Below are 21,739 nucleotides of genomic sequence, written 5' to 3'. Positions count from 1 at the left end.
GTAACAAAGGAAAGCAGGGTACACAGCTCTCTCGGAACTCGGCAAGATAGTCTACACAGCACATATTGTATGTTGAACGCTTGCATTGAGCATTAATGCACTAAGAATTAAGTATGCAATCAGCAGCTAAAGGTATATTCTTTATACTGGCTTTGTCCTTTTTTTGTTTGGCATAACAGACCTCGTAGAGCAATTAAAAGCAGGCGAGGAAATTAGATGGTGAGCGCCAATAATTTTCTTAGGTTTTGGGCTGGAATATCATTTTTTCTTTTCTCATTCTCTGACAGGTTCACTACTGATATTACTACTTGTGTAAAAGGATATCCTGTGAATGTTCATTGGAGGACTCTGTCGATGATGAAAGCAGCGGCTAAATAATGTACCAAATAGTGAACAGGCGAATAAGGCCAGGTAAATAGTGCTACGAACCAGCTACAACAAATGCGTATTTTATGAGTACCCAAATTACTGAATCAGGTATGAGAAGAGTTATTTTAATATTGTCAATTTTAACTATTTCTGGATGTGCAACATCCATGAATGTATTTGAAAAAAACGTTAGAGCTAATGAACTTCAAGTTCAGGCAGAAGAAGCAAGAGTAATCAATGATTATTCTGGAGCTGCAGAATTGGAAAATAAGGCGGAAGAATTACGAAAAAACGATTCCGTTAATAAAGAAGATATTATTTCAGGTGTTTTGTCCAAGGTTTTTAGCCGAATTTTTGATAAAAAGCCAAAAAGTAAATATCAAGGATGGCAATAGCGCCCGACTATTGGCAACAAAGCTTAGTTTTACGCTCAGCAAGCTGGGCCGAATAGGCTATAAATTTTGCAGTGTGAGGTTTGCTGTAAATGACGTCGTTACACTTTTTAGGTGAATATGAAACACTTTTTAGTTGTGGTATTTATAATTTTCGCTAATTTTACTATGGCTGAGGGTATGCTTGGCATTCCAGAGTCGTTCTTAGGTAAGTGGGGTGGTAGCAAAGATTCGTGTTCTGCACAGTTTCCACTCGATGTGCTTAGTATTGAAGAAAAGCGGATCATATTTTGGGAGTCTTCTGGAAAGCCCAAATTAATTATGTTTGAGAATGATGAACTAGAATTAACATTGCACATGGTGGGTGAGGGGGAAGAATGGTTGTCAGAAGAAGTATATTACCTGGATGCCAGCTCTCAGGTCCTCACCCGCAGAACAAAAAATGGAATGTTCCAATACCACAAATGTACTAGTTAGGCATAATAAGTGCATCGAGGAAGACCACTATAGTAACGCTCTGTCGGTGTACCCAGAAGAAAATATGGATTAAGCACCATTTAGTGCTACTTACACGAGCGCCAGCTGTCAGAGTGCCAAAATGAGATTTATATTGTGTTTCTTACTTGGTGTGTTTTTAACTGGATGTATGCTTGTGATTCATACTGCAATGTGTATAGATGCCAAGATTCCGAGAAAGGGTACTATGAGGTGATTCTTGAATATCCAGGACAGGAAATAATCACTAGAAAGATTGAATGTGAACGCTATTACGATAGCCAATGCAGCACCAGCGGCAACTCATGGGCATATAGAGAAGTAGGCCAAGAAAGTAAGTTTTTTCGCAAAAAGTTACAATTAATACATTTGAGTATGGATTAATAGAGTTTAGCTTGCCTAGTTGCGATCGGTTTGTTACGGAAAAAACAATAAGTAACTACAAGAGCCTTAGTAAGGTGTCTGGAGAAACGTACTTCTTAAGATCATCAGATAAAGATAGGCACACGTATGCTACATTCAGTCTAGGCGAGGTACCGAAGAAAATTATTACTATAAATTATTCAGTCAAAGTGCGGTATGTGGGTCAAAAACAGCTAACAAGCCAATCAACTACATACCTGTCGGAGCCGGACGTATCAGCTATACGTGGCAGTCATAGAGATTTTATGTGCTAGCAAGAAGATAGAAATGGCCATAGAGATAGAAAGAAAATTTCTAGTTGATCATCGAATTGTTTCCGATTTGACCGGTGGAGTACGTATCTCTCAGGGGTATGTTAATACCGCTGATAAAACTGTAGTACGAGCCAGAGTCAAAGATGATGTAGCGTACCTGACCCTAAAAGGTGAGCTCAGAGGGATGACTTGTTCGGAGTTTGAGTATGAAATTCCGATGGAAGATACTAGGTGTATCATCGATGAGTTATGTCGAGGTAATACCATCTTTAAAACAAGATATGAGATTCAGCACGGCAAGCACTTGAGGGAGGTGGATGTATTTCATGGCAAGAATGAGGGCCTGATTATTGCAGAAGTGGAATTGTCCAGTGAGGCTGAAGTTGTGGATATTCCGGCCTGGGTAACTGAAGAGGTTACTGGGCAGGTTCAATACTTCAACTCTTCTTTGTTGAACGAGCCTTATTCGGAATGGACAGAAGATAAGAAGTTCCTGTAGTACAGTCTGCTTCACTGGCCGGGAAAATTGACGCGGCTGTGCCGTTAAAGACAATTCATCGCTATGGGTTGCATTATGTGTTCTCCACCCAATGAATAGGAATTAGAGTTTGAATATTAGAAAAGCCGAAATGAGTGATTTTCCTCGATTATTGGAACTTGAACAGTGTGTCATTGATGCGGAGAGACCATTTAACTCTTTATTGAAGAGGAAATCAGCATTCTACTACGATATTAAAAAACTAATTGCATGTCCTGAATCCTATCTTTTGGTTGCTGAGGTTGATAGTGAAATTATTGGTACAGGTTATGCCCAAATCAGAGATTCAAAGCAATCATTAGAGCATAAATGGCATTCTTATCTTGGTTTTATGTATGTATCTCCTTGCCATAGGGGAAAAGGCGTTAATGCGAAACTAATTAACAAACTAATTGATTGGAGCAAGGGGCGAGGTATTATCGATTTTTATCTAGATGTGTATTCTGAAAATGACCCAGCTATCAGGGCGTACGAAAAAGTTGGTTTCAAACCATCATTGCTGGAAATGAGGCTTAGTCTTGATGAAGAATGTACATAGCAAGCGCATGCTGCCAGACTGGTTTTCCATTGCTCTTTTTGCCAGTTATCAATGAAAACATAATTTTTAGAACCTTTCCAGCTTTAGGGAGTATGTATGGAAAGTTATATCTTATTCTTTATAATCGCTGTGGCAACAATTTTAAGTCCAGGTCCGGGTGTTATCCTGACGCTCACGAATGCCATTCGTTACGGTACTTCAGGTGCGATAGGAGGCATTCTTGGAATCGCATTCGGTACCTTTATAGTTGCAGGCGTTTCGGCAACTAGCCTTGGTGTTATCCTAGCTACATCCGCAGTGGCCTTCAGTATTATGAAATATATTGGCGCTCGCCGACCAAACAAGTCGAAGCCAGCCTTGGAGGTACGAAAAACAGAAAGCTTCAGTTTGCTGAGGGCCTGACGCTACAGCTTACCAATCCAAAAGCTGTATTCTTTTTCATGTCGATATTCCCCCAGTTTGTTAATTACAATTCAAATTTTGTAGGTCAATTTTTCCTGCTAGTTGTCACCTATAGTGGCTTAGTTATTGTAATTCATGCCTTATACGCACACCTTGCTAAGTCGGCACGTGGTTGGCTTTCTTCTGAAAAAGGGGGGCGTATGGTTAATCGGGTAGGTGGGGGTACATTTATGTGTTTTGGTGTTGGTCTTGCGTCAGCTAGCAAGTAAAAGCACAGTAAGGCAATTATCGTGAGACATTCAGATAAATGTAAATGTCAAATAAACCCTAATAGGTTTAAAGCAGGAGTATAGTTTTCAATAAAACCATGGGTTGGTGTTTAATATGGCATGATACGGAATATTAATAAATAGTTAATCGAGACGTAATAAATAGTAAAAGTTTTATATGATCGCTATAGTAAAATTGGAAAATTTGCACCTGTCGATCCTTCTCTAAACAAAAAGTGTTGGAAGCCTGAGAGTAGAATGACCCCGGCAATTAATGCAGCTAAAAAAGCGAAAATTACCTTCAAAGTGTACGAATACACACATAACTCATCGAGTGAATCATACGGGTTAGAGGCTGCAGAAAAGCTGGGAGTGGCCGAAGCTAAGATTTTTAAAACACTAGTAGTTATTCTTGATAATAAAGAGCTAGCAGTAGGAATAGTACCTGTTTCATCAATGCTAAACATGAAACGTATAGCTAAAGCAGCTGGAGCAAAGAAAGCCACAATGGCTGCTAAATCTGATGTGGAGCGATCCACTGGCTATGTGCTAGGTGGCGTTAGCCCGCTAGGGCAAAAAAAGAGACTCAAAACTATTATTGACTCATCGGCTAAAAATTACGCGACGGTTTATGTTAGTGCTGGCCGCAGAGGGCTTGAAATTGAGCTGGCACCTAATGATCTAGCAAGTCTTGTCAACGGGGTCTTCTCTAAAATATGTCAATAGATCCATTTATGACAATTACAGAAATGGGGCACGAAAAGGCGTTGCATTCACACTGCAAGTATTATATGTCTTCATAGCGTTAAGAGCATACATGAAACGGACCATATAGCTTGTTCTTTTTTCCTGTTTTTTGGTGCTAGAGCAGAGTCTGAGTGGGAGCATGACAAAATAATTTATGAATTAAAGCAGGTGAATAAGCTGATTGATATTGGCCTGATGCGAGAAATCAGCCAGCGTCTAACTCCAGGTCATTTTGGATAGATTCAAACAAGAATTAATGTCCCTGAACACTGGAAAAACTCTGAGTTGGAGATGAAAGAAGGCACAATACAGTTTTCTGTTGGGAATAAGAGTTTCTATCCCGATGCTAGAAACGAAGGGCTTCTCAGTTTTGCCATTTGTTAAGGTGGTACAAAAACCGACCTTCACTACAGGGAATTTGGAACAAATATTCAATCGGCATATAACAAATGGTTAAATAGGAATATCTACTATATCATAAGTCGCTAAACCAAGTGTTATATGAACCAAAGGAAGTAACCATGAGCGTAAATATCAAGGAAGTTGATGGAGTAAAAATCCAACTTAAGCATAGAGCCTCATGTCATAGCGGTTCTGTAGAAATAGAGCTGTACTTACCGGAGGGACTTGTAGAGCTTCGCCGCTGTGATTGTTCTATGTGCCGTAGGAGAGGAGCGGTTGCTGCTTCCGTATCTTTAAATGGTATTAAAATCTTAAAAGGGGGAGCAGCATTTAAGACTTTATCAGTTTAATACAAGAATGGCGATGCATTACTTTTGTGAGAAATGTGGTATTTATACGCATCACCAGAGGCGTTCTAATCCGAGAGAGTTTGGATTCAACGTGGGGTGCTTGGAGGGTATAAATCCCTTAAAAGTAGAGGGTATTCCAACCTATGATGGTATCAATCACCCGGCGGATCTAGAGTAACCGATACAAAAAATACTGGTAATATATGGATTTAAAAAATTTTTTCTTTAGTCAAAATGAAGGTTGTTACTGAGGACTGAAAACTGAATTTATGTATCCAGGATCATAGTCGTTGAACAGATCATATTAAATAAGCCAATGATTTTCTCATGGAAGTCCTATATAGGGCTGCTTACTAATATTTGTTATAAATGTAATTGTATCGGTTGCTAGGTTATATTACCGGATTGCTCTTAAGGCGGTAGTTAGTCTGAACAGATAAGGATTATATATGGAAAAGCTGTCTCAAGAAGAGCTCAAGCAAATGTTTTGTCTTATCAGGCGATTTGCTAATACGGACTTAGATCAATTCGAACACTGGAAGTTTGATTCAGATAAGGGCAAAGTCTTCATTGAATTAGCTCTTGTCCCTAGAGGTTCAGAAGACGCCTATATAGAGGTAGACCATCTACTATGAAGCCCAATTGTGTTGGTGCTCTTAACAAGCTATTGAACAATGGCCTTTGGGTTAAATCAGGCTGTATTTAATGGATAATAAATATCAGTAGCGAATGTACCACCAATTCAGTTGAAAAAGTTAATGGCCCTATGATCAATGTCGAAGAGGTCATGCTAAGTTTACGTGTCAATTCCTTTTGGTATATACATGCTACTCGCTCCTCTACATCGGTAGTTTTGCTTCAATATGATCTCAAATAAGAGTTGAAGTATTTTTTATAAATAGGGTGACATGTGATTCTGATTAAGTATAAAGATGTTGTTTTCAGGGCAGTCAATACTGTTCAAATAAATTCTAAAATGCTGATATTGATCTTTGTGCAAGGACTAAAAAATATGGTGCAAAAAAATGGAACATGTGGTCGTATTTCTTGTCTAGAAGTGATCTATCTAATAGAGGGAGGAAAATGAAGTAACAATGATAGAAGCGCACGCTATCTGTACTGTTGTCTCAATTATATGGTATTTAGAATGGCTCCAGGATTGCCAATTGATAATAGCTGCTTAGGTATGGTAAAGGCTATTTAGATGGTTGAAAATCGGTTTGTATATAATAGCTGCGTCTCTGGATATTAGGCTACCAACTTTTTAATTTTTAGATATCTAGGTCACATCGATAAGGGTCAAAATGAAAAGAATAGTGTTGGTGTTTTTACTTTCTGTATGTGCAAATACATGTTTTTCTGATGAAGTACTAGAAATACCTGCAAATCCAGAAAAAGGTTTTAGGTATCCATATCTAATCAAAATACCTGAAACAGTTCCAGAGGATAAGAAGTTATACCTGATTGTTGAATCAAATAATACTGGAAAAGTTTCAGATGATTTCTCCATTCATTATGAGTCAGCAAAAAAGACAATTGTAGGTAATGCTGTTGGCCCCTGGCTTTCTAAAAAGTTATCCTATCCAATTTTGATGCCAGTTTTCCCTAGGCCCGAATCCCAATGGCAGGTTTATACCCATGCCCTTGATAGAGATTCTATGCAAGTAGAGTCACTGCCATATGAAAGATTGGATCTTCAACTTATAGCCATGATCGAAGATGCTAAGAGGGTCTTGGCAGAACGCTCTTTGGATCTTCAGCAGAAGATTATTCTAGCGGGGTTCTCTGCCTCCGGTACGTTTGCAAATCGGTTCTCGCTATTACATCCTGAAACTACTGAAATTGTTGTAGCAGGTGGTCTGAACGGCACATTAATGTTACCTATTGGATCTATGGGTGAGCACAACCTCAAATATCCATTGGGAATTAGCGATTTTAAGCAGGTAACAGGCAAAGAGTTTAATTTAAGTCAATGGCTTAAAATTAAGCAATTTTTGTTTATGGGTGAAAATGATACGAATGATGCCGTTGCATATGATGATGCATATTCAGAAGAAGAGAGAGTGATCATATACAAAACTACTGGAAAGGAAATCCAGCCCGAACGCTGGAATAATAGCCAGAGAATTTATTTAGAAAGTAAAGCTCGTGTAATCTTTCGCACCTTTGAAGGGGTGGGCCACGGTACTAATGGTGATGTGCATCGAGAGTTCCTGACTTTTGTGAAAAAGAATGCGCTACAAGCCTCTGGGCAGTAGTGCATGTTGGACTTATGACAATTTGGTAGCGCATAGATAAATTGTGTTGTAGTGCTTTTAATATAGTATTTAGTGCTATGTAAATAGGGCTTCATAATGCGGTTGTCGGCGCTATATAGTCTGTATTTCGATGGGGCTAAGTTGCTCTGAGAAGCCCCTAATCTAAACTGCTAAACTTAAAGCTACCCCCTGTATTTCGATTAGCTACTCCTTGCTTTTAAAAGCAATTATTCAATCCACACACGAGTATAAAGACGTTTTTGACCAGGTTTATCTGTAAATTCCTCTCTATCATGAAGAACTCTGGTATTGTCGAGAAACAACATATCTCCCGATTTCATAGAAAAACAAATACTATTCTTATTGCTATTTAACTCATTGTCTAATAAATCAAAGGCTAAAAGGTCATCTTCAGTTAGCAATCTCCCGACCTTCTCGTGCCCTCTTTCAATCCAGTAACGCATGTAGCGGATAGATAGCTTTTCTTCAATATAGCTAAAAATAGGGAATTTGTTGCTAAGTAAACTCTTGGTACTTCCATCACTGCCTGGAGTAACAAGGTCTCGAATGTAACTTTTATATAGGATTTTCAGTTTGTCTGGAGCTACTTTTCTTATGTTTTCATGTACCTTTGCAGCAGATACTATTTTCGTCCTACCTCCAAGAGCAGCTGGAGTAATACAGCAAAGTCCAATTATTCTTGGCTGAATCAATTTTTGCGAACTGTCTGTATGTGGGCCAGTAGCTGCTTTGGTTTGTGAAACTGGAATCGACTCATCCCTGTAACTCCTGCCAGTATTCTGAACTCTATAAAGCCTACCGTAGGTATTAATGGTGACACCTAGTGCTAAACTAAAATTTAGGAAAAGAAGATTAAGTGATTTATGATCAAGGCCGTTAATGCCTCTAATCCATGCTACTCCACTTCCTTGAAGAAGTTCTTGTTTAACATGATAGGAGAGCTTATCGAAACGTGGTGTCAGTACGGATTCGGCGCCTAGGTCTTCAATTGGATCTTTCCTTTTCGAAGCCCAATCAACCAGTGATCTGAACTCAGTGTTCCAGCCTTCTGGCCATGTGAATTTCCAGCCAGTTTTTCTTTCCAGATCTACAGCGCTCCAAGCTTGAGCGTCAGCCAGATCAGGGGGAGCTATCTCAGCCATTTGCTTGAACCTTAAATAAAAGATGTAGAGGATAGCCCTTTAGCGGACCAAAAAATTCCGGATCTAGAGTTAGATGCTCTTCAGTTACCGCCAGCTCCCTTATGGAAGGCATCTTTTTAAATCCAGCAGATTGAAGTGCTTCAAAATAATGGGTGAATGTCTTGTGCACACAGCGTACTGGTACAGTAATTCCATCTCTACGCCAAATTCTACCTTCAAAAGTAACATCTACGCCCTCAAAGTAATTTTTATCACCAAACTTGAAGTAAAATGGAGGTGATTGATTGCGCATAAAAGGTAAGCAAGGATGCGGCACTGTGAATATAAATATTCCATTAGGGCTAAGTAGTGACTTTACATTGGTCATCACCTGTGTCATTTCCTTAACTGTCAAATAGTTGAATAGAAAAATGGCAATTACTTGATCGAATTGAGTCCTGGGGTACCTATTAAAGGTAACAGCATCTGACACTTCGTAAATTGCTTTATGTAAACCAAGCTCAGCTGCAACAGATTTCGCTTGAGAAATCATTTCAGAAGAAGAGTCGACTCCAAATACCGAAGCTGCACCGGCGTCCAAAATTATTCTAGAAACATAGCCCTCGCCACATCCTACATCTAAAAGATGTTGGCCTGTAACACTACCCAATTCCTGTAGAACAATAGGTCTTGCTGTGTAGTCACTCAGTAATATTTTCTCAGACCGTAACCAGTTTTCTGCCTGATCATTGTAAATTGACTCAGTTGATATAATATGATTCATTGTTCATCCCTTTTTGTACATTGTCCATGGAAATATACTCAGAACTTTTCATGGCTCTATCTAGTAAGCCATCCCAAAACGCCGCTCTAAGATTTAGTGCTTTTATCGCCCCATGGCGAAGATGCCTTCGCCCCTCCTCTGTGTCAGCAAAATCCAAAGCAACTTGATTAAGATTCTCTGTATGGCTGTCATCAACAAGCGTGTGTACCGGGAAAAAGCAGTATTCTTCTAATTTTAAACTCTGCAAATTCTTCAACCCTTTCTCTATATATGGATAAATTGAACTAACAATATGCTCAGTTCCCATGCCTATAGCCCCAATCGCCTCTTCTGTGGAACCATGAAGCAGTACATCAGATAACATTTCATACCAAACTATGCCTTCCGACCGGCAGCTTTCTGGGATATCTTGTGTCACGTGCGACTTAAATCTTTCGAATAATTCCGTATGTGATATATTGTCCACCCAGTTTTTCTTAATTCCATATTGTTCCAGTTCTCTGAGTTCGGACTCCTCATAATGTCCAGATTCCTCTTTGAGGTTTTCGAGAAGGACACTCCGATGTCTTTTTAGCGTTAGGCGCGAAATTACAGCGGCCAACATATTGATGAATCGCGAGGAGTAAAATCCATACTGCTGAGCAAAATCCCCAACGGCGTGTTTAAAGTTTGGTAAGTCTCCATTGGCAAACCGTAAAAGATACGGATGGTGCACAGCCCTATGTGAAAGGGCCTCTTCGGAGAGTTGTTTTAACCAAGCTGTTTTTTGAAAGCTCATGTGAATTCCCTGATTAATTACTGATGCAGTGATTGATGTTTCTGTAAAAATAAAACATATAAATTTATAACTTAATAATGTTGTTGAGATAGGGCATCCCGTAATCCTCCTATTTTCTTTACAAGCTTAAATTACTATCTGTCACATTCATGCTGTCGCTAAAAGTTGGCTTGTGCATGCTATTCATCAGGGAAAATCAGTAACTTCGAACATAAGATGCCCCTCAATCTCAATAGGTGTCATTTAAAGATCAGTCGCAAATGCCCTAAAAAATATTACAGGGCACACTATAAAAATTTGCTATCAAAATAGCATTTAAATTACGAAATAAAATATGCTTATTGATTAATAGCTTGTAGTAAAATATGACGCTGCCGATCAGCCGCAATAGCCGTATTGTATGGGAGGAAAAGGCCGATAGGCGGAGTATTCATTCTGGCGCAGTTCTCTGTTTTGACTATGTGCATTTATTAGCAGTTCTTATATAAGGTGTTATCTGATTAGAAATTACCTGTCTCTTTAGTGTGATGATCTTGGTGCCACGACAAATTACTAATGAACTAATTTCTAACCTGTTCCGTTAATAATGGCGAAGACATTGCCTGTATTTTTTGAGAAAAACAGCCGGTTCAGGTACAACCAAACAGGTATGTCATTGTTGGAGAAATTATCGATAAATAGGTTAAGGGTGGTTTACCTAAGTTTATAATTGATAACCAATTGAAGGTTGTCGGGATGGAGTTAACCACTAATGCTGGCTTTGAAGATATGGTACGCCCAACAGCCAATCATGCCAGGCAGTATGCGAATGATTCCGGTAAGGGTGAGCACGTAAATTTTTATGGTGAATTTGCTTAGATCATGCGAGCTGTGGCGGGTATGAGTACAACTGCAACTGAGATGGCAAATTATCTTATCACTTTACAGTCGGGTAAGTTAGTTAAAGACCTCAATTTGCTATGGCACCAGTCATTCTTGAAGATGGGAAAACCAGAGGGTTTAACGATATCGAGAATAGGTATGCGATGGGGTGGTAAGTTATTGATAGAGGGCGACATAGGGCTCTTAGTGCAAGTGGTGCCAATGCGGGAACTGTGATTCACTACCCTGAGGACGAACTATCTATTGTCGTTCTCACAAACTTACTTGGAGGGCTACCTATTCAATTTGTAGACCGAATCGCCGCGAAATATGTACCTGGATTCCAGCTATAAATTCAGCAACCAACTCCTCCGTTATTTGATATCTTGACCTATGATCAAGCTAATTTACCTTTCTTTGAAGCGAAAGAATTAGGTGAGTAAGGAGTGATTTGTGACAACTTTTGTTTTGGTGCATGGAGCTTGGCAGGGAGGGTGGTGCTGGAAGCGGGTTTCAGCACTTCTGCGCAAGGCAGGTCATGACGTTTTTACACCCACCCTCACAGGGCTTGGGGAGCGCTCGCACCTCTTGAACGATAGGATTGACCTGGACACCCATATTCAGGATGTTTTGGGAGTTCTTCGGTGTGAGGAGTTGTCTGATATTGTTTTATGCGGGCATAGTTATGGGGGTATGGTTATAACAGGTGTTGCTGATAAAGTACCCCAAGCTATATCTTCCCTGGTTTATCTCGATGCTTTAGTGCCAGAAGATGGGCAGAGTGTCCTGGACCTCCTTCCCAGCGACGATGCCTCCAGTTTCAAGGAAAGCGCTAGAACTAAAGGCCAGGGTTTTCGAGTGGCACCTAGCCCAGCAGAAGTTTTTGGGGTTAATGCTGAAGATCAAGCCTGGGTAGATCGGCGTAATGTTGATCATCCATTAAAGACCTTTGAGCAACCTATACGCCTGGACGGCTTATGGAAACAAGTGCCTGGGTGCCTTTATATTTATGCTACAGGTTGGAGCCCAGGTATCGGCAAGCCTTTTTTCGACAGGGCTGAGCTGGACATTGATTGGCAGGCTATGACCCTTTCATGTGGTCATTATGTGATGATAGATACGCCCAAGGAGTTGACTCAGGTGTTGATTCGTTCGACTTGATTGTCGCTATCATATCGTGATAGAGGTATGGAAAAATCAAGCGATAATTAATTAAAAGTTCAGAATAAAATTAATTGCTGTTTATTGGTCTTTCTTCGGAGCATCCTTTGGTCTATTAACCTTTCTGTATGGCTGGGCTCTATTTGCACTCGGTAGGCGGTCAAACAAGACGCAAGTCTTTGATCTGTTCAGTAAGTCTTTCTATAAAGTATTCGGTTAGTGCGAGTTTGATCTATTGTTCTTATTACAAACTAAGTAATAGCTTTAGTTCATACTTTAGTTTCCCACGCGCCCCCCGCAGGGGAGGGGGCTGAACACTCCAGGCTAGACATCGACAAAGATTACTTCACCAGTTATAAATCCATCGACTGAACGTTCAAAAGCTTTTCCTACCTGGTGCCCCGGCACGGGCTCGAAACCAGGCATCATATCACCGTAGACATCCCAGGCTTCTTCCAATACCGTTGGATTAACCACATTGATTCGAATATCCCTGGGGAGTTCATAAGCAACACATTTGACAAAGGTATCAATTGCTCCACTGGTTGTTGCATCGGCAATTGCCATAGGGATCGGTTTGATATTTAGAATACCGGATATTAGCGTAAAGGATCCTTTATCGGCGATGTACTCTTGACCGATTCTTACAAGATTGATTTGTCCCATCATCTTGCTCATTACTGTTGTCATCCACTGTCGCTCAGTCATATCGACAAAGTTTGCGTATTCACAGAAACCAACGGTGTTTACGACAGCATCGAAGTCACCCACCGTCTTAAACAGTCGCCTGATAGAGTCTTCATCAGTAATATCAACCTGATGGTCACATCCCTTTCCCGAGCGACTCGCTGTGATAACCTTGTGGCTGCTTAACCCTGTTAAAGCGGCCTGTCCCATTTTACCTTGTGCGCCAATAAGGATAACGTTTTTCACTCTAAGTACCTGTTTTATATGAAGAATTTACTATTTGCCGCAATGCGATGCTGCTCAATTACTAGGAGAATGCTAGTTTTATTGTGATACAATGTTAAACAGTATTTATTTGTAAGAGATACAAGTGTGAACCAAATAAATCGATTGGAGGTCAAGCAGCTCCGAATATTCCAGGCATTAATATCTGAAAGAAGTGTATCTCGTGTCGCAAGTCAGGTCGGCCTTACTCAGCAAGCTGTTAGTGAACATTTAAAAAAGTTGAGAGATATTTTTAGTGATGAACTTTTTCTCCGGAAAAGCAATGGACTAATTCCAACGCCGACAGCAATAAACTTAGGGAAAAAGGTTGATACGATCCTCCAAGGGTTAGATAAATTGTTGGAGCCAGCAGTTTTTGAGCCATCTAAAATAGCACAAACCTATACCATCGCTGCGACAGATTACTCCCAACAAGTGGTGCTTCCCGGCTTATTGCCTAAACTCAGAGCGCTAGCTCCCAACTTGAAAGTGGTAATACGGGATATTGCTACAGACAGACTGGAAGAGTTAATGAGTGAAGCCAAGGTGGATTTAATAGTTGCAGATTCGGATATAAATTCTGACCTGTACTCTTCTATCACATTATTTACTGATTACTATGTCTGCGTTGCGGCAAAGAGTTCGCCTCTGGTAAAGAAGAAGCTGGGTTTGGAGGAAATAGCTTCTGAGCCGCATCTTATGGCATCTCCGCTTAAGTCTGGTGCGGCAGGAATTATTGATGGTTGGTTTGCAAGGCACCGTTTGCGTAGAAATGTTGTTATGTCTACGCCATGTTTTACCACGGTTCCACAATATCTCAAGAAAACAGATATGCTTGCTTTTTTACCTAACCGGGTAGCGAGTGATTCAAACCTTGCCATTCTTAATCTGAAAAACAAGCCGGTAGAGTTTGATGTTATAGCCGCATGGCACCCTCGTTCAGATCATGATGCTTTACATAATTGGGTTGTAAACTTGTTGAGAGAGTGTGTCTAGTATTCTTTAGTTGATATTAAAGTACATAAAGGTGCGAGAGTGGCATAGGGGATTCAGGAGTTACTGAGTAAATGAGATCTTTAGAAACGCAATTTTATCGGGAAAATAAATGATTCTTGATTTTCATTCGTGCAATAAAAAGTTGAACAGGAGAGGCGCGGCGGAGAGGGTGGCATAGAAATATATCAAGCCCTTAAATGCAGAGATTTTAATAGAGCATGAGATTTTGCTATTCCTGTTGTGATGCCACGGTTTAGCTCTGTGGGTGAGCTTGCCCATTGTGATATTGAGGAGATGTATATCATTTTAAAAGCTAAAGGCACTTTGACTATCGAGGACGAGAAGACACGAGCTTCCGCTGAAGGTATAATTTTAAATAAAATAGCTGGAACCCATGGATTAGTTAATGACTTATCGAAAGAGATGGAATTGTTAATTATTCAAGCCAGTTTGAAGTGGTACCAGCTTAATAAGTCAGTTAATTTGACGGTAGAAAGTTACCAGGCTTGAATGCCTTGATTTTCATTGGAGTGACGATTTAACAACATGATTGGGAGTGGGTAAGAGTTATGAAAATGCGAAACTTCTTAAGAATGGTAATTATCGGGATTGGTTTATCTGTGGTCAATGTAGCTGCAGAAGAAGTCGAAATAGATAAAGACCTCACTATTTATTATGAACAATCGGGGAGTGGTGATACTGCCATTATTTTTATTCCTGGCTGGATGATGTCGGCAGACGTTTTTGAGCATCAACTTGCCCACTTTAAAGATTCTAAAAAGTACCGCGCGCTGGCATATGATCCCCGTGGGCAGGGCAAATCATCAAAGCCCGTCGAAGGGCACACCTATCAACAACATGCTAGAGACCTGGCTAAGTTAATAGAGACATTGGATATAGACAAGGTGATCTTGGCAGGTTGGTCATATGGCGTAACGGAGCAATTGGCATATTTGAATCAGTTTGGTTCCGATAAACTGAAAGCGATGATCATGATTGATACTGGACCAGATATAGCGGGAGCAAGCCGTGATGAGTGGGTTTGGTATCTAAATGATGATTCGGACGGCTATTCACGCTCATTTACTGAGGGCATTATAGAGGATCGAGATAATGTAATTAGTGAATTTGTGAAATGGATGCTTGAAAACCCTTCAAAGGAAAATATTGCCTGGGTTACCCAAATTGCTAATCAGACCTCTAGTAGTGTCGCTTCAATTACCAACGCGACCGGATTTTACCTGGACTATAGTGATGATCTTGTAGCATTGGAAGGTAAATTGCCCCTACTGTATGTTGTTAGAGAGGAAGTTAAAAGTGTTGCGGATAAATGGATCAAGGCCAATACACCGTCTGCCACTGCTGTTTATATGGGAAAACACATGATGTTTTGGGAGAGACCCAGAGAGTTTAATCAGGTACTCGATCAGTTTCTTTCTGCCATGGAGAATGATAAATAATATATAAGCCCCTGCTTTACTTAACTTGTGTATAGAGTGGTTTCGTGGTGATAAACACAGAGGATCAAGAAAATCTGGTTCTCTGTAGTTTTGTTTTAAAAGTTAAAGTGCTCCCCAATGGGGAATGATTTGTAAAGCGCATATTATGTCTAGAAAAATATTATCCTTAAAGGTAAAAAGAAATACGGAGCCTAAGAAGGCTGATAAAAAGCAAGAGGATACTTCTGATCCAAAGAAGCGGTTCTTAAATGGCGTAGCTATTAATCCATCTGAGCCTATTCGCCTTGAGTCAGGTTCTCAGCAACTTACGGTACGGGCGATGGATTTGATTACGCCAATTGGCAAGGGGCAACGAGGCTTGATTGTGGCCCCTCCGGGCTGTGGCAAAACCACTATCCTCAAGCATATCTGCCAAGCAGTGGGGAAGGCTTACCCCGAAATAAAGCTGTACGCTTTGCTTATTGATGAAAGGCCAGAGGAGGTTACTGACTTTAAGCGAAGTGTACCGGCAGAAGTGTATGCTTCCTCCTCTGATCATAGCTATAAAGAGCATGTGCGGGTAGCTAAAGAACTCCTTGATAGGGCTTGTAAGGAAGCCGGTGAAGGCCAGGATGTAATGATCGTGGTTGACTCGTTGACAAGGCTATCACGGGTGCATAATGCGCAGCAGAGTGGTAGGGGGCGTACAATGTCAGGTGGGATAGATGCCAGGGCTATGGAGATACCCAGAAAGCTGTTTGGCGCTGCGAGAAAGATTGAAGGTGGTGGATCACTTACGATTCTGGCAACGATACTCGTGGATACCGGAAGCCGAATGGACCAGGTGATATTTGAGGAGTTTAAGGGTACGGGAAATATGGAGGTAGTATTGTCAAAGGAAGTTGCGAGACAGCGAATTTACCCTGCCTTGGATATTGCTAAAAGCAGTACTCGCCGTGAGGAAGTCCTGTTTAACTCGAAAGATATTGCAACGATAAGAGCTTTACGAAGAACGCTTGCCGGCCTTAAGCCTGTAGATGGCACTAAAAAACTTATTGAACTCCTTAAAAAGTACCCGACTAATGCGGAGTTACTTGACCATTAATTTTTAGTTAAGTTTAGGGGGAGTATTTAGCTGCTTAGCATTTTAGGAGTTAGTTACTGAACGCCCGAGACCTTATTATGACAACTGTTAGTCAGTCGGGAGCTTCACACGTCAATTCTATGGTGTGTTTTTGCAGGATACTCTTCAATGGCTTCCCCCTCTAGTATTTCACTACCAGTTTGGTAACGCATTGTCATCTGACCAGTTGCAAGCAGAGTTCCTACACTGTCATAAACTTCGGTATAGGAATAAAAGATTTTATGCCCCGAGCTGGTCAACTTACCTATGGCGGTTAACTGGTTGGTTTTGGCTCGACCGGTGAAATTGGTTGTTAATGATAGCGTGAGGGATTTACGTCGACGATTTGGGTACGGGCAGTAGAGACCACAGTAGGATCCGGCAATATCAATTAACGTTGTAATAAACCCCCCATGGGGTACTCCGTGGCTATTCAAATGCTCAGGGAGTACGGTTACGCTGATCACTACACGGCCTTCCTGCCACTCATCAATTTTCACACCCAAATGATCATTGAACGGTGGTTGTTTTTTATTTTGCCAGCTCATTTGGACTTACCTTTTGGGAAATTAGTTCAGAACAGGGTGCGTTCGGGCAGCGTGCAGGGTGGAGAAATACACTGTGAGCAGACCCGCTGTGACCACTATAAGAATTCCTATCAGCGCAATTGTGTTAGGCAGATGCTGCCATATCAGCCAGCCAAAAATGCCGGCAATAACTACTCCAAAATAACTGATTGGTGAAACTACACTGGGTTTTGCATAACTATAAGCTTTGGTATAGAGCCATATCGCTAATAAAACAGAAACCCCATTAAAAGCCAGGTAGGGAATAGTCCAGGTAGGTATTGACTGCCAGTAGTAGATACCCAGGGGCAGGCTACACATAAATGAGATAAGGACGTAGTAAAACAAAATAAGGCTCGACCTATCAGTACGAGACAGAATACGTGTGCCCACCATAGAGACAGCTAGAGTAATACCTGACAGTAAGCCGAAGGCGTGGCCACTGCTGATACCATGGATATCAGGTTGAAGAATCAGTGCGATACCAAGTAGTCCAAGCACAATGGGTAGCCAGCTTGTGGCGGGAATCTGTGCACGCGCCCAAAGCCAGGCTACAAGTGGAACAAAAATAGGGGCGGCATTGCGTAGTAAGCCTGCCTCCATCAATGAAATACGGCTGAGTGCATAAAAGTAGGAAAAGAAGCAGAGCCAGCCTGCAAAGCCTCGCAGTAAATGGGTTTTCCAGTGTTGTGTTATGAGCTGTTGGGGTGACTGGCGCACCAGCCAGGGAATAAGTAATAGTAAGCAGATGCTGTATTGGCTGAGAACTATTAAAGGTACTGGTACGGCGGGTGATATCCATTTACTGGCTGCGGCGGCTGTACTGGCAACCATGGCGGTGGCCAGTGCGTAACCTATGCCTTTCCAATTGTTTCTCTTAACCCTGGCTTGGATCGCTTTGTGGTGATCTAACGGTTCTGGTGACTGTTCGAGCTGCAACTCATTAAACCGCATCTGGCTCGGTCGTAGTTTCGATTCTATTAAGGTATCAGGCCTTGTCATTGTGTTGCCAATTAAAAATCTCTCAACTTTGGCAAAAAGGGTAACCGGTACTTTTACCGGTTACCCTTGAGAAGCGAATACTATCGCTGATCGTCTGCCCATTTCGCAAATGTTTTACCTTCTTTTACCAGTTGGACGAGCAATGGTGCGGGAGTCCAATTGGCTTCGCCATGTTGGTCACGGAATGTGCAAATAGTATCGTAGATCTTTTTCAGGCCGATGCTATCTGCGTAAAACATGGGGCCGCCGCGATGGGGAGGGAAACCATAGCCATAAACATACGCAACATCAATATCACTGGGGCGTTGGGCTATCCCTTCTTCCAGAATTCTGGCTCCCTCATTAATTAAGGCGAAAGTAAGGCGATTAAGAATTTCTTTATCGGAGATGTCTCGCCGCTCTATCCCATGAGCTTTGGCTTGAGCCTCTATGATTGCTTGGACTTCGGGGTCACTGGTACGAGCGCGAGTTTCTGGGTCATAGCGGTAATAACCGGCTCCACTCTTTTGGCCCAGGCGTCCCATCTCTACTAAAGCATCCGCAATGCAGTAGGTTTTGGGGTCGCCTTTTTCTGCTTCGCTCAGGCCCTCGCGGGCTTTGTGGCCAATATCGAGACCGGCCAAATCTCCAACCGCTATGGGCCCCATGGCCATGCCCCAGGATTGCATTACGGTATCTATTTGCTCCGCGGTGGCTCCTTCTATTAAACAGAGTTGCGCTTCACGGGCATAGGGCCGCAGCATCCGGTTGCCAATAAACCCATAACAGTTTCCGGCCAGCACGGGAACTTTTTTGATAGTTTTTGCCAACCGCATTGCGGTAGCGATAACATCGTCGGCGCTCTTTGAGCCACGAACGACTTCTAGAAGTTTCATAACATTGGCGGGGCTGAAAAAGTGTAACCCGATAACATTTTCTGGCCGATTGGTAGCAGCGGCGATCTGGTCGATATCCTGGTAGGAAGTGTTTGTTGCGAGAATGGTGCCGGGTTTACAGTATTGGTCCAGCTTGGAAAAAATTTCCTTTTTAAGCGTTACATTCTCAAACACAGCTTCGATAACGAGGTCTACCTCTACCAGGTCGGAATAGTCAGTGGTGCCCTGGATTAGTGAGAGGCAGTGTGTTTTTTGGGGCTCTGTAATCTTCCCCTTTTTCATACTGATACTGTAGTTCTTGTCGATTACTGCCAGACCACGCTCTACGGCAGCTTGATCGATATCCAGCAGCTTGACTGGGATACCGGCATTGGCAAAATTCATGGCGATACCTCCCCCCATAGTGCCGCCGCCAATAATGCCAATACTGTTTATTTCTCTGATAGGGGTATCTTTGGAGAGATTCTGAACTTTTGTCGCACGTCGCTCGGCAAAGAACATATGCCTCAGGGCGGCGGACTGACTTGAGAGCAGACATTCGATAAATAGATCCAGTTCTTTAGCTAGCCCTTTATCGAATGGCAGTTTAACTGCTGCCTCCACACAGGAGACAATGTTCTGTGGGGCCAGTTGACCAGGTGCTCTTTTTCCAGTCGCTGGCGGAAATCGTCGAATAGGCCCTCTGGAATACTGGCAGGATCTATTGTGATATCCCGGACTCTGCGTGGTGGGGCTTTCTGGTCAATTAGCTCACGAGCAAAGGCGAGGGCCCCTTCGAATAGATCATCATCAACCACGTGATCGATCAGCTTCATGCTTTTGGCCTTCGCAGCCGGGATTGGGGTACCTTTGGTGATCATTTCTAATGCAGTCGCAACGCCGGCCAGACGTGGCGTGCGCTGAGTACCACCGGCCCCAGGCAATAACCCCAATTTAACTTCAGGCAGGCCGACTTTGGCAGAAGCCTGGGCGCAACGATAGTGACAAGCCAGTGCCACCTCAAAGCCCCCGCCCAATGCGGTACCGTGAATAGCGGCAATCACCGGTTTACGAGAGTTTTCGATTTCTGTAATCACCTCAGATAAGGCAGGTGCCTGTGGAGGCTTACTAAATTCTGTGATGTCTGCACCAGCAATAAAAGTGCGGCCTTCACATATTAAAACCAGTGCCTGAGAGGCATCTTCCTGGGCACTCTTGATCGCTCCCCAAATGCCTTCGCGCAGCCCGTGGGAAAGCGCGTTGACAGGGGGTTGTTAAGTCGAATAACACCAATATCGCCAATAAGTTCATAATTTACGGTAGACATTGTTATCTCCAGATCTTAAATGACTATTAGATTGTTTCTCCTAGAGGGTCTCGCCGGTTTTTATATACGCTCTATAATCACTGCGATTCCCTGGCCAATACCAATACACATGGTGGCTAACCCGTAGCGCCCACCGCTACGCTCCAGCTGGCGTAGTGCTGTGAGTAGAATGCGGGCTCCGCTGGCGCCGAGCGGATGCCCAACTGCAATTGCACCACCATTGGGGTTTACCCTGGAGTCCTCGTAATCAATCTCGAGCATTTTCAGGCAGCCCATGGTCTGTACAGCAAAAGCCTCGTTAAACTCCATGACATCCATATCTGCCAGGCTCAAGCCTGCACGAGCCAATGCCTTACGGGTAGCCGGGACCGGGCCTAACCCCATTACTCTTGGCTCCACTCCCGCAATAGCACTGGCGAGAATACGTGCGCGGGGCTTGAGATCTACGGCCTGCCCAGCCTCCTGACTGCCAATAATGAGTGCTGCGGCACCATCGTTGATTCCAGAAGCATTTCCAGCAGTTACTACGCCGCCTTCAAATAGCGGGCGTAGCGTTTGCAGGCGCTCCAGGCTGGTATCGGGGCGGGGATGCTCATCAGTATCGACAAGGCGGGGTGGTTGCTTTCGGTCCTGTGGCACTTCAATAGGAATAATTTCATCGATAAAAAAGCCATCAAAACGCGCGCTTTCATATTTTGCTTGTGAAGCTAACGCAAAGATATCGCACTCTTCCCGCTGAATATTCAGGTCTGCGGCGATATTGTCTGCAGTTTGCGGCATGGTATGGCTGCCAAATTCTGCAACAATATCGGGATTGGTGAAGCGCGGACCCAAAGTGGTATCCGCCAGTTGCTGGGTGCGATCGAACGGGCTGCTTGCTTTGGAGAGGACCAAAGGGGCGCGGCTCATGGATTCAACACCACCGGCAATGAACAAATCACCTTCCGAGGCCCTGATGCAGCGGGCTGCATCGGCAACGGCAGATAAGCCTGAACCACATAAGCGGTTTACCGTAATACCACCGGTGGAGATCGGCAGTCCTGCAATTAGCCCGGCAAAGCGGGCGATATTACGACTGTCCTCACCGGCCTGATTGGTATTTCCGGCAATCACATCCTCAAATTGCTTGTGATCGAAATTATTACGTTCAACCAGGGTTTTAATGACATGCGCGAGCATATTGTCTGGCCTGATACTGGAAAGGCTACCTCCATGGCGACCAAAAGCACTTCGGCCGCCATCATAGATATAAGCTTGTGGCATTGTCAGTTTTCCCAATGACTGATTATTGTTTTGTGAGCAGTAGTAAATGTCCGGG

Annotated in this window: 25 protein-coding genes; 16 read left to right on the top strand and 9 right to left on the bottom strand. The window is 42.6% G+C overall.

The genetic code is table 11. From position 1 onward, the window contains the following. Nucleotides 1-452 precede the first annotated feature (452 nt). The 10 genes from P3339_RS14755 to P3339_RS14715 all read left to right on the top strand — a co-directional run bounded on the left by P3339_RS14755 (nt 453) and on the right by P3339_RS14715 (nt 7,437). Nucleotides 453-764: a hypothetical protein gene (locus tag P3339_RS14755; protein ID WP_157533683.1), complete on the top strand. Its 312-nt coding sequence runs from the start codon at nt 453-455 to the stop codon at nt 762-764. Nucleotides 765-881: 117 nt separating this feature from the next. After that, nucleotides 882-1,238: a hypothetical protein gene (locus P3339_RS14750; RefSeq protein ID WP_020414903.1), complete on the top strand. Its 357-nt coding sequence runs from the start codon at nt 882-884 to the stop codon at nt 1,236-1,238. A gap of 708 nt (nt 1,239-1,946) precedes the next feature. Further along, the gene (locus P3339_RS14745) at nt 1,947-2,432 is read left to right on the top strand and encodes a CYTH domain-containing protein (protein ID WP_282951004.1); all 486 of its coding nucleotides are present in this window, start codon (nt 1,947-1,949) and stop codon (nt 2,430-2,432) included. Nucleotides 2,433-2,541: 109 nt separating this feature from the next. Further along, complete coding sequence (locus tag P3339_RS14740) at nt 2,542-3,009, top strand: GNAT family N-acetyltransferase (protein WP_282951003.1); 468 nt, start codon at nt 2,542-2,544, stop codon at nt 3,007-3,009. Nucleotides 3,010-3,105: 96 nt separating this feature from the next. Next, on the top strand, nt 3,106-3,411 hold the full coding sequence (locus tag P3339_RS14735) for a LysE family translocator (protein WP_282951002.1): 306 nt from the start codon (nt 3,106-3,108) through the stop codon (nt 3,409-3,411). Continuing rightward, nucleotides 3,300-3,680, top strand: coding sequence for a LysE family translocator (locus P3339_RS23555; RefSeq protein ID WP_353056932.1), 381 nt, complete (start codon nt 3,300-3,302; stop codon nt 3,678-3,680). Before P3339_RS14735 ends, P3339_RS23555 begins: the two co-directional genes overlap by 112 nt. Before the next feature lie 258 nt (nt 3,681-3,938). Then, nucleotides 3,939-4,406, top strand: a complete 468-nt coding sequence (gene ybaK / locus P3339_RS14730; RefSeq protein WP_282951001.1) for a Cys-tRNA(Pro) deacylase — start codon at nt 3,939-3,941, stop codon at nt 4,404-4,406. 542 nt (nt 4,407-4,948) lie between these two features. Further along, on the top strand, nt 4,949-5,179 hold the full coding sequence (locus tag P3339_RS14725; protein ID WP_245556724.1) for a GFA family protein: 231 nt from the start codon (nt 4,949-4,951) through the stop codon (nt 5,177-5,179). A 449-nt stretch (nt 5,180-5,628) separates the two neighbouring features. Next, nucleotides 5,629-5,814: a hypothetical protein gene (locus tag P3339_RS14720; RefSeq protein WP_282951000.1), complete on the top strand. Its 186-nt coding sequence runs from the start codon at nt 5,629-5,631 to the stop codon at nt 5,812-5,814. A gap of 669 nt (nt 5,815-6,483) precedes the next feature. Continuing rightward, nucleotides 6,484-7,437 (top strand): hypothetical protein, encoded by a 954-nt coding sequence (locus tag P3339_RS14715; protein ID WP_282950999.1) that lies wholly within the window; start codon nt 6,484-6,486, stop codon nt 7,435-7,437. A 227-nt stretch (nt 7,438-7,664) separates the two neighbouring features. Here P3339_RS14715 and P3339_RS14710 read toward each other — a convergent pair whose 3' ends face one another. Genes P3339_RS14710 through P3339_RS14700 form a run of 3 tightly spaced genes read right to left on the bottom strand, consistent with a single transcriptional unit; the run spans nt 7,665 to nt 10,141 of the window. Next, a complete protein-coding gene (locus tag P3339_RS14710; protein WP_282950998.1) occupies nt 7,665-8,600 on the bottom strand; it encodes a TauD/TfdA family dioxygenase in 936 nt (311 codons plus the stop codon). After that, nucleotides 8,593-9,363, bottom strand: a complete 771-nt coding sequence (locus P3339_RS14705) for a class I SAM-dependent methyltransferase (protein WP_020414912.1) — start codon at nt 9,361-9,363, stop codon at nt 8,593-8,595. Before P3339_RS14705 ends, P3339_RS14710 begins: the two co-directional genes overlap by 8 nt. Continuing rightward, nucleotides 9,341-10,141, bottom strand: a complete 801-nt coding sequence (locus tag P3339_RS14700; RefSeq protein ID WP_282950997.1) for an iron-containing redox enzyme family protein — start codon at nt 10,139-10,141, stop codon at nt 9,341-9,343. The genes P3339_RS14705 and P3339_RS14700 overlap by 23 nt, the downstream gene beginning before the upstream one ends. 735 nt (nt 10,142-10,876) lie before the next feature. Here P3339_RS14700 and P3339_RS14695 point away from each other — a divergent pair. Both P3339_RS14695 and P3339_RS14690 read left to right on the top strand, forming a co-directional pair. Then, complete coding sequence (locus tag P3339_RS14695) at nt 10,877-10,999, top strand: hypothetical protein (RefSeq protein WP_282950996.1); 123 nt, start codon at nt 10,877-10,879, stop codon at nt 10,997-10,999. A 456-nt stretch (nt 11,000-11,455) separates the two neighbouring features. After that, entirely contained in the window at nt 11,456-12,163 is a 708-nt protein-coding gene (locus P3339_RS14690) for an alpha/beta fold hydrolase (protein ID WP_282950995.1), read from the top strand. A 324-nt stretch (nt 12,164-12,487) separates the two neighbouring features. Here the strand turns inward: P3339_RS14690 and P3339_RS14685 are convergent, their stop codons facing one another. Continuing rightward, entirely contained in the window at nt 12,488-13,096 is a 609-nt protein-coding gene (locus P3339_RS14685; protein WP_282950994.1) for a short chain dehydrogenase, read from the bottom strand. Between the two features lie 126 nt (nt 13,097-13,222). Here P3339_RS14685 and P3339_RS14680 point away from each other — a divergent pair, with 126 nt between their 5' ends. From P3339_RS14680 to rho, 4 genes are all read left to right on the top strand, one after another. After that, nucleotides 13,223-14,110 carry a LysR family transcriptional regulator gene (locus tag P3339_RS14680; RefSeq protein ID WP_282950993.1) on the top strand — a complete coding sequence of 296 codons (888 nt, stop codon included), beginning with the start codon at nt 13,223-13,225 and terminating at the stop codon, nt 14,108-14,110. A gap of 261 nt (nt 14,111-14,371) precedes the next feature. Continuing rightward, a complete protein-coding gene (locus P3339_RS14675) occupies nt 14,372-14,620 on the top strand; it encodes a cupin domain-containing protein (protein ID WP_282950992.1) in 249 nt (82 codons plus the stop codon). Between the two features lie 59 nt (nt 14,621-14,679). Beyond that, nucleotides 14,680-15,570 (top strand): alpha/beta fold hydrolase, encoded by an 891-nt coding sequence (locus P3339_RS14670; protein WP_282950991.1) that lies wholly within the window; start codon nt 14,680-14,682, stop codon nt 15,568-15,570. Between the two features lie 145 nt (nt 15,571-15,715). After that, nucleotides 15,716-16,654, top strand: a complete 939-nt coding sequence (rho, locus tag P3339_RS14665) for a transcription termination factor Rho (protein ID WP_083922871.1) — start codon at nt 15,716-15,718, stop codon at nt 16,652-16,654. Nucleotides 16,655-16,758: 104 nt separating this feature from the next. Here the strand turns inward: rho and P3339_RS14660 are convergent, their stop codons facing one another. From P3339_RS14660 to P3339_RS14640, 5 genes are all read right to left on the bottom strand, one after another. Continuing rightward, nucleotides 16,759-17,220 carry a PaaI family thioesterase gene (locus P3339_RS14660; RefSeq protein ID WP_020414922.1) on the bottom strand — a complete coding sequence of 154 codons (462 nt, stop codon included), beginning with the start codon at nt 17,218-17,220 and terminating at the stop codon, nt 16,759-16,761. 21 nt (nt 17,221-17,241) lie between these two features. Next, nucleotides 17,242-18,240, bottom strand: a complete 999-nt coding sequence (locus tag P3339_RS14655; protein ID WP_282950990.1) for a DMT family transporter — start codon at nt 18,238-18,240, stop codon at nt 17,242-17,244. A gap of 80 nt (nt 18,241-18,320) precedes the next feature. After that, nucleotides 18,321-19,718: a 3-hydroxyacyl-CoA dehydrogenase gene (locus P3339_RS14650; RefSeq protein ID WP_282950989.1), complete on the bottom strand. Its 1,398-nt coding sequence runs from the start codon at nt 19,716-19,718 to the stop codon at nt 18,321-18,323. Next, complete coding sequence (locus P3339_RS14645) at nt 19,679-20,314, bottom strand: enoyl-CoA hydratase/isomerase family protein (protein ID WP_282953602.1); 636 nt, start codon at nt 20,312-20,314, stop codon at nt 19,679-19,681. The genes P3339_RS14650 and P3339_RS14645 overlap by 40 nt, the downstream gene beginning before the upstream one ends. Before the next feature lie 167 nt (nt 20,315-20,481). Then, nucleotides 20,482-21,684 carry a 3-oxoadipyl-CoA thiolase gene (locus tag P3339_RS14640; RefSeq protein WP_282950988.1) on the bottom strand — a complete coding sequence of 401 codons (1,203 nt, stop codon included), beginning with the start codon at nt 21,682-21,684 and terminating at the stop codon, nt 20,482-20,484. Nucleotides 21,685-21,739: the final 55 nt, after the last annotated feature.

Source organism: Microbulbifer sp. MLAF003 (assembly GCF_030012965.1).
Classification (GTDB): domain Bacteria; phylum Pseudomonadota; class Gammaproteobacteria; order Pseudomonadales; family Cellvibrionaceae; genus Microbulbifer; species Microbulbifer variabilis.
The sequence above is the reverse complement of the archived record's forward strand: the minus strand, read 5'-3'. Positions and strand labels throughout refer to the sequence as shown.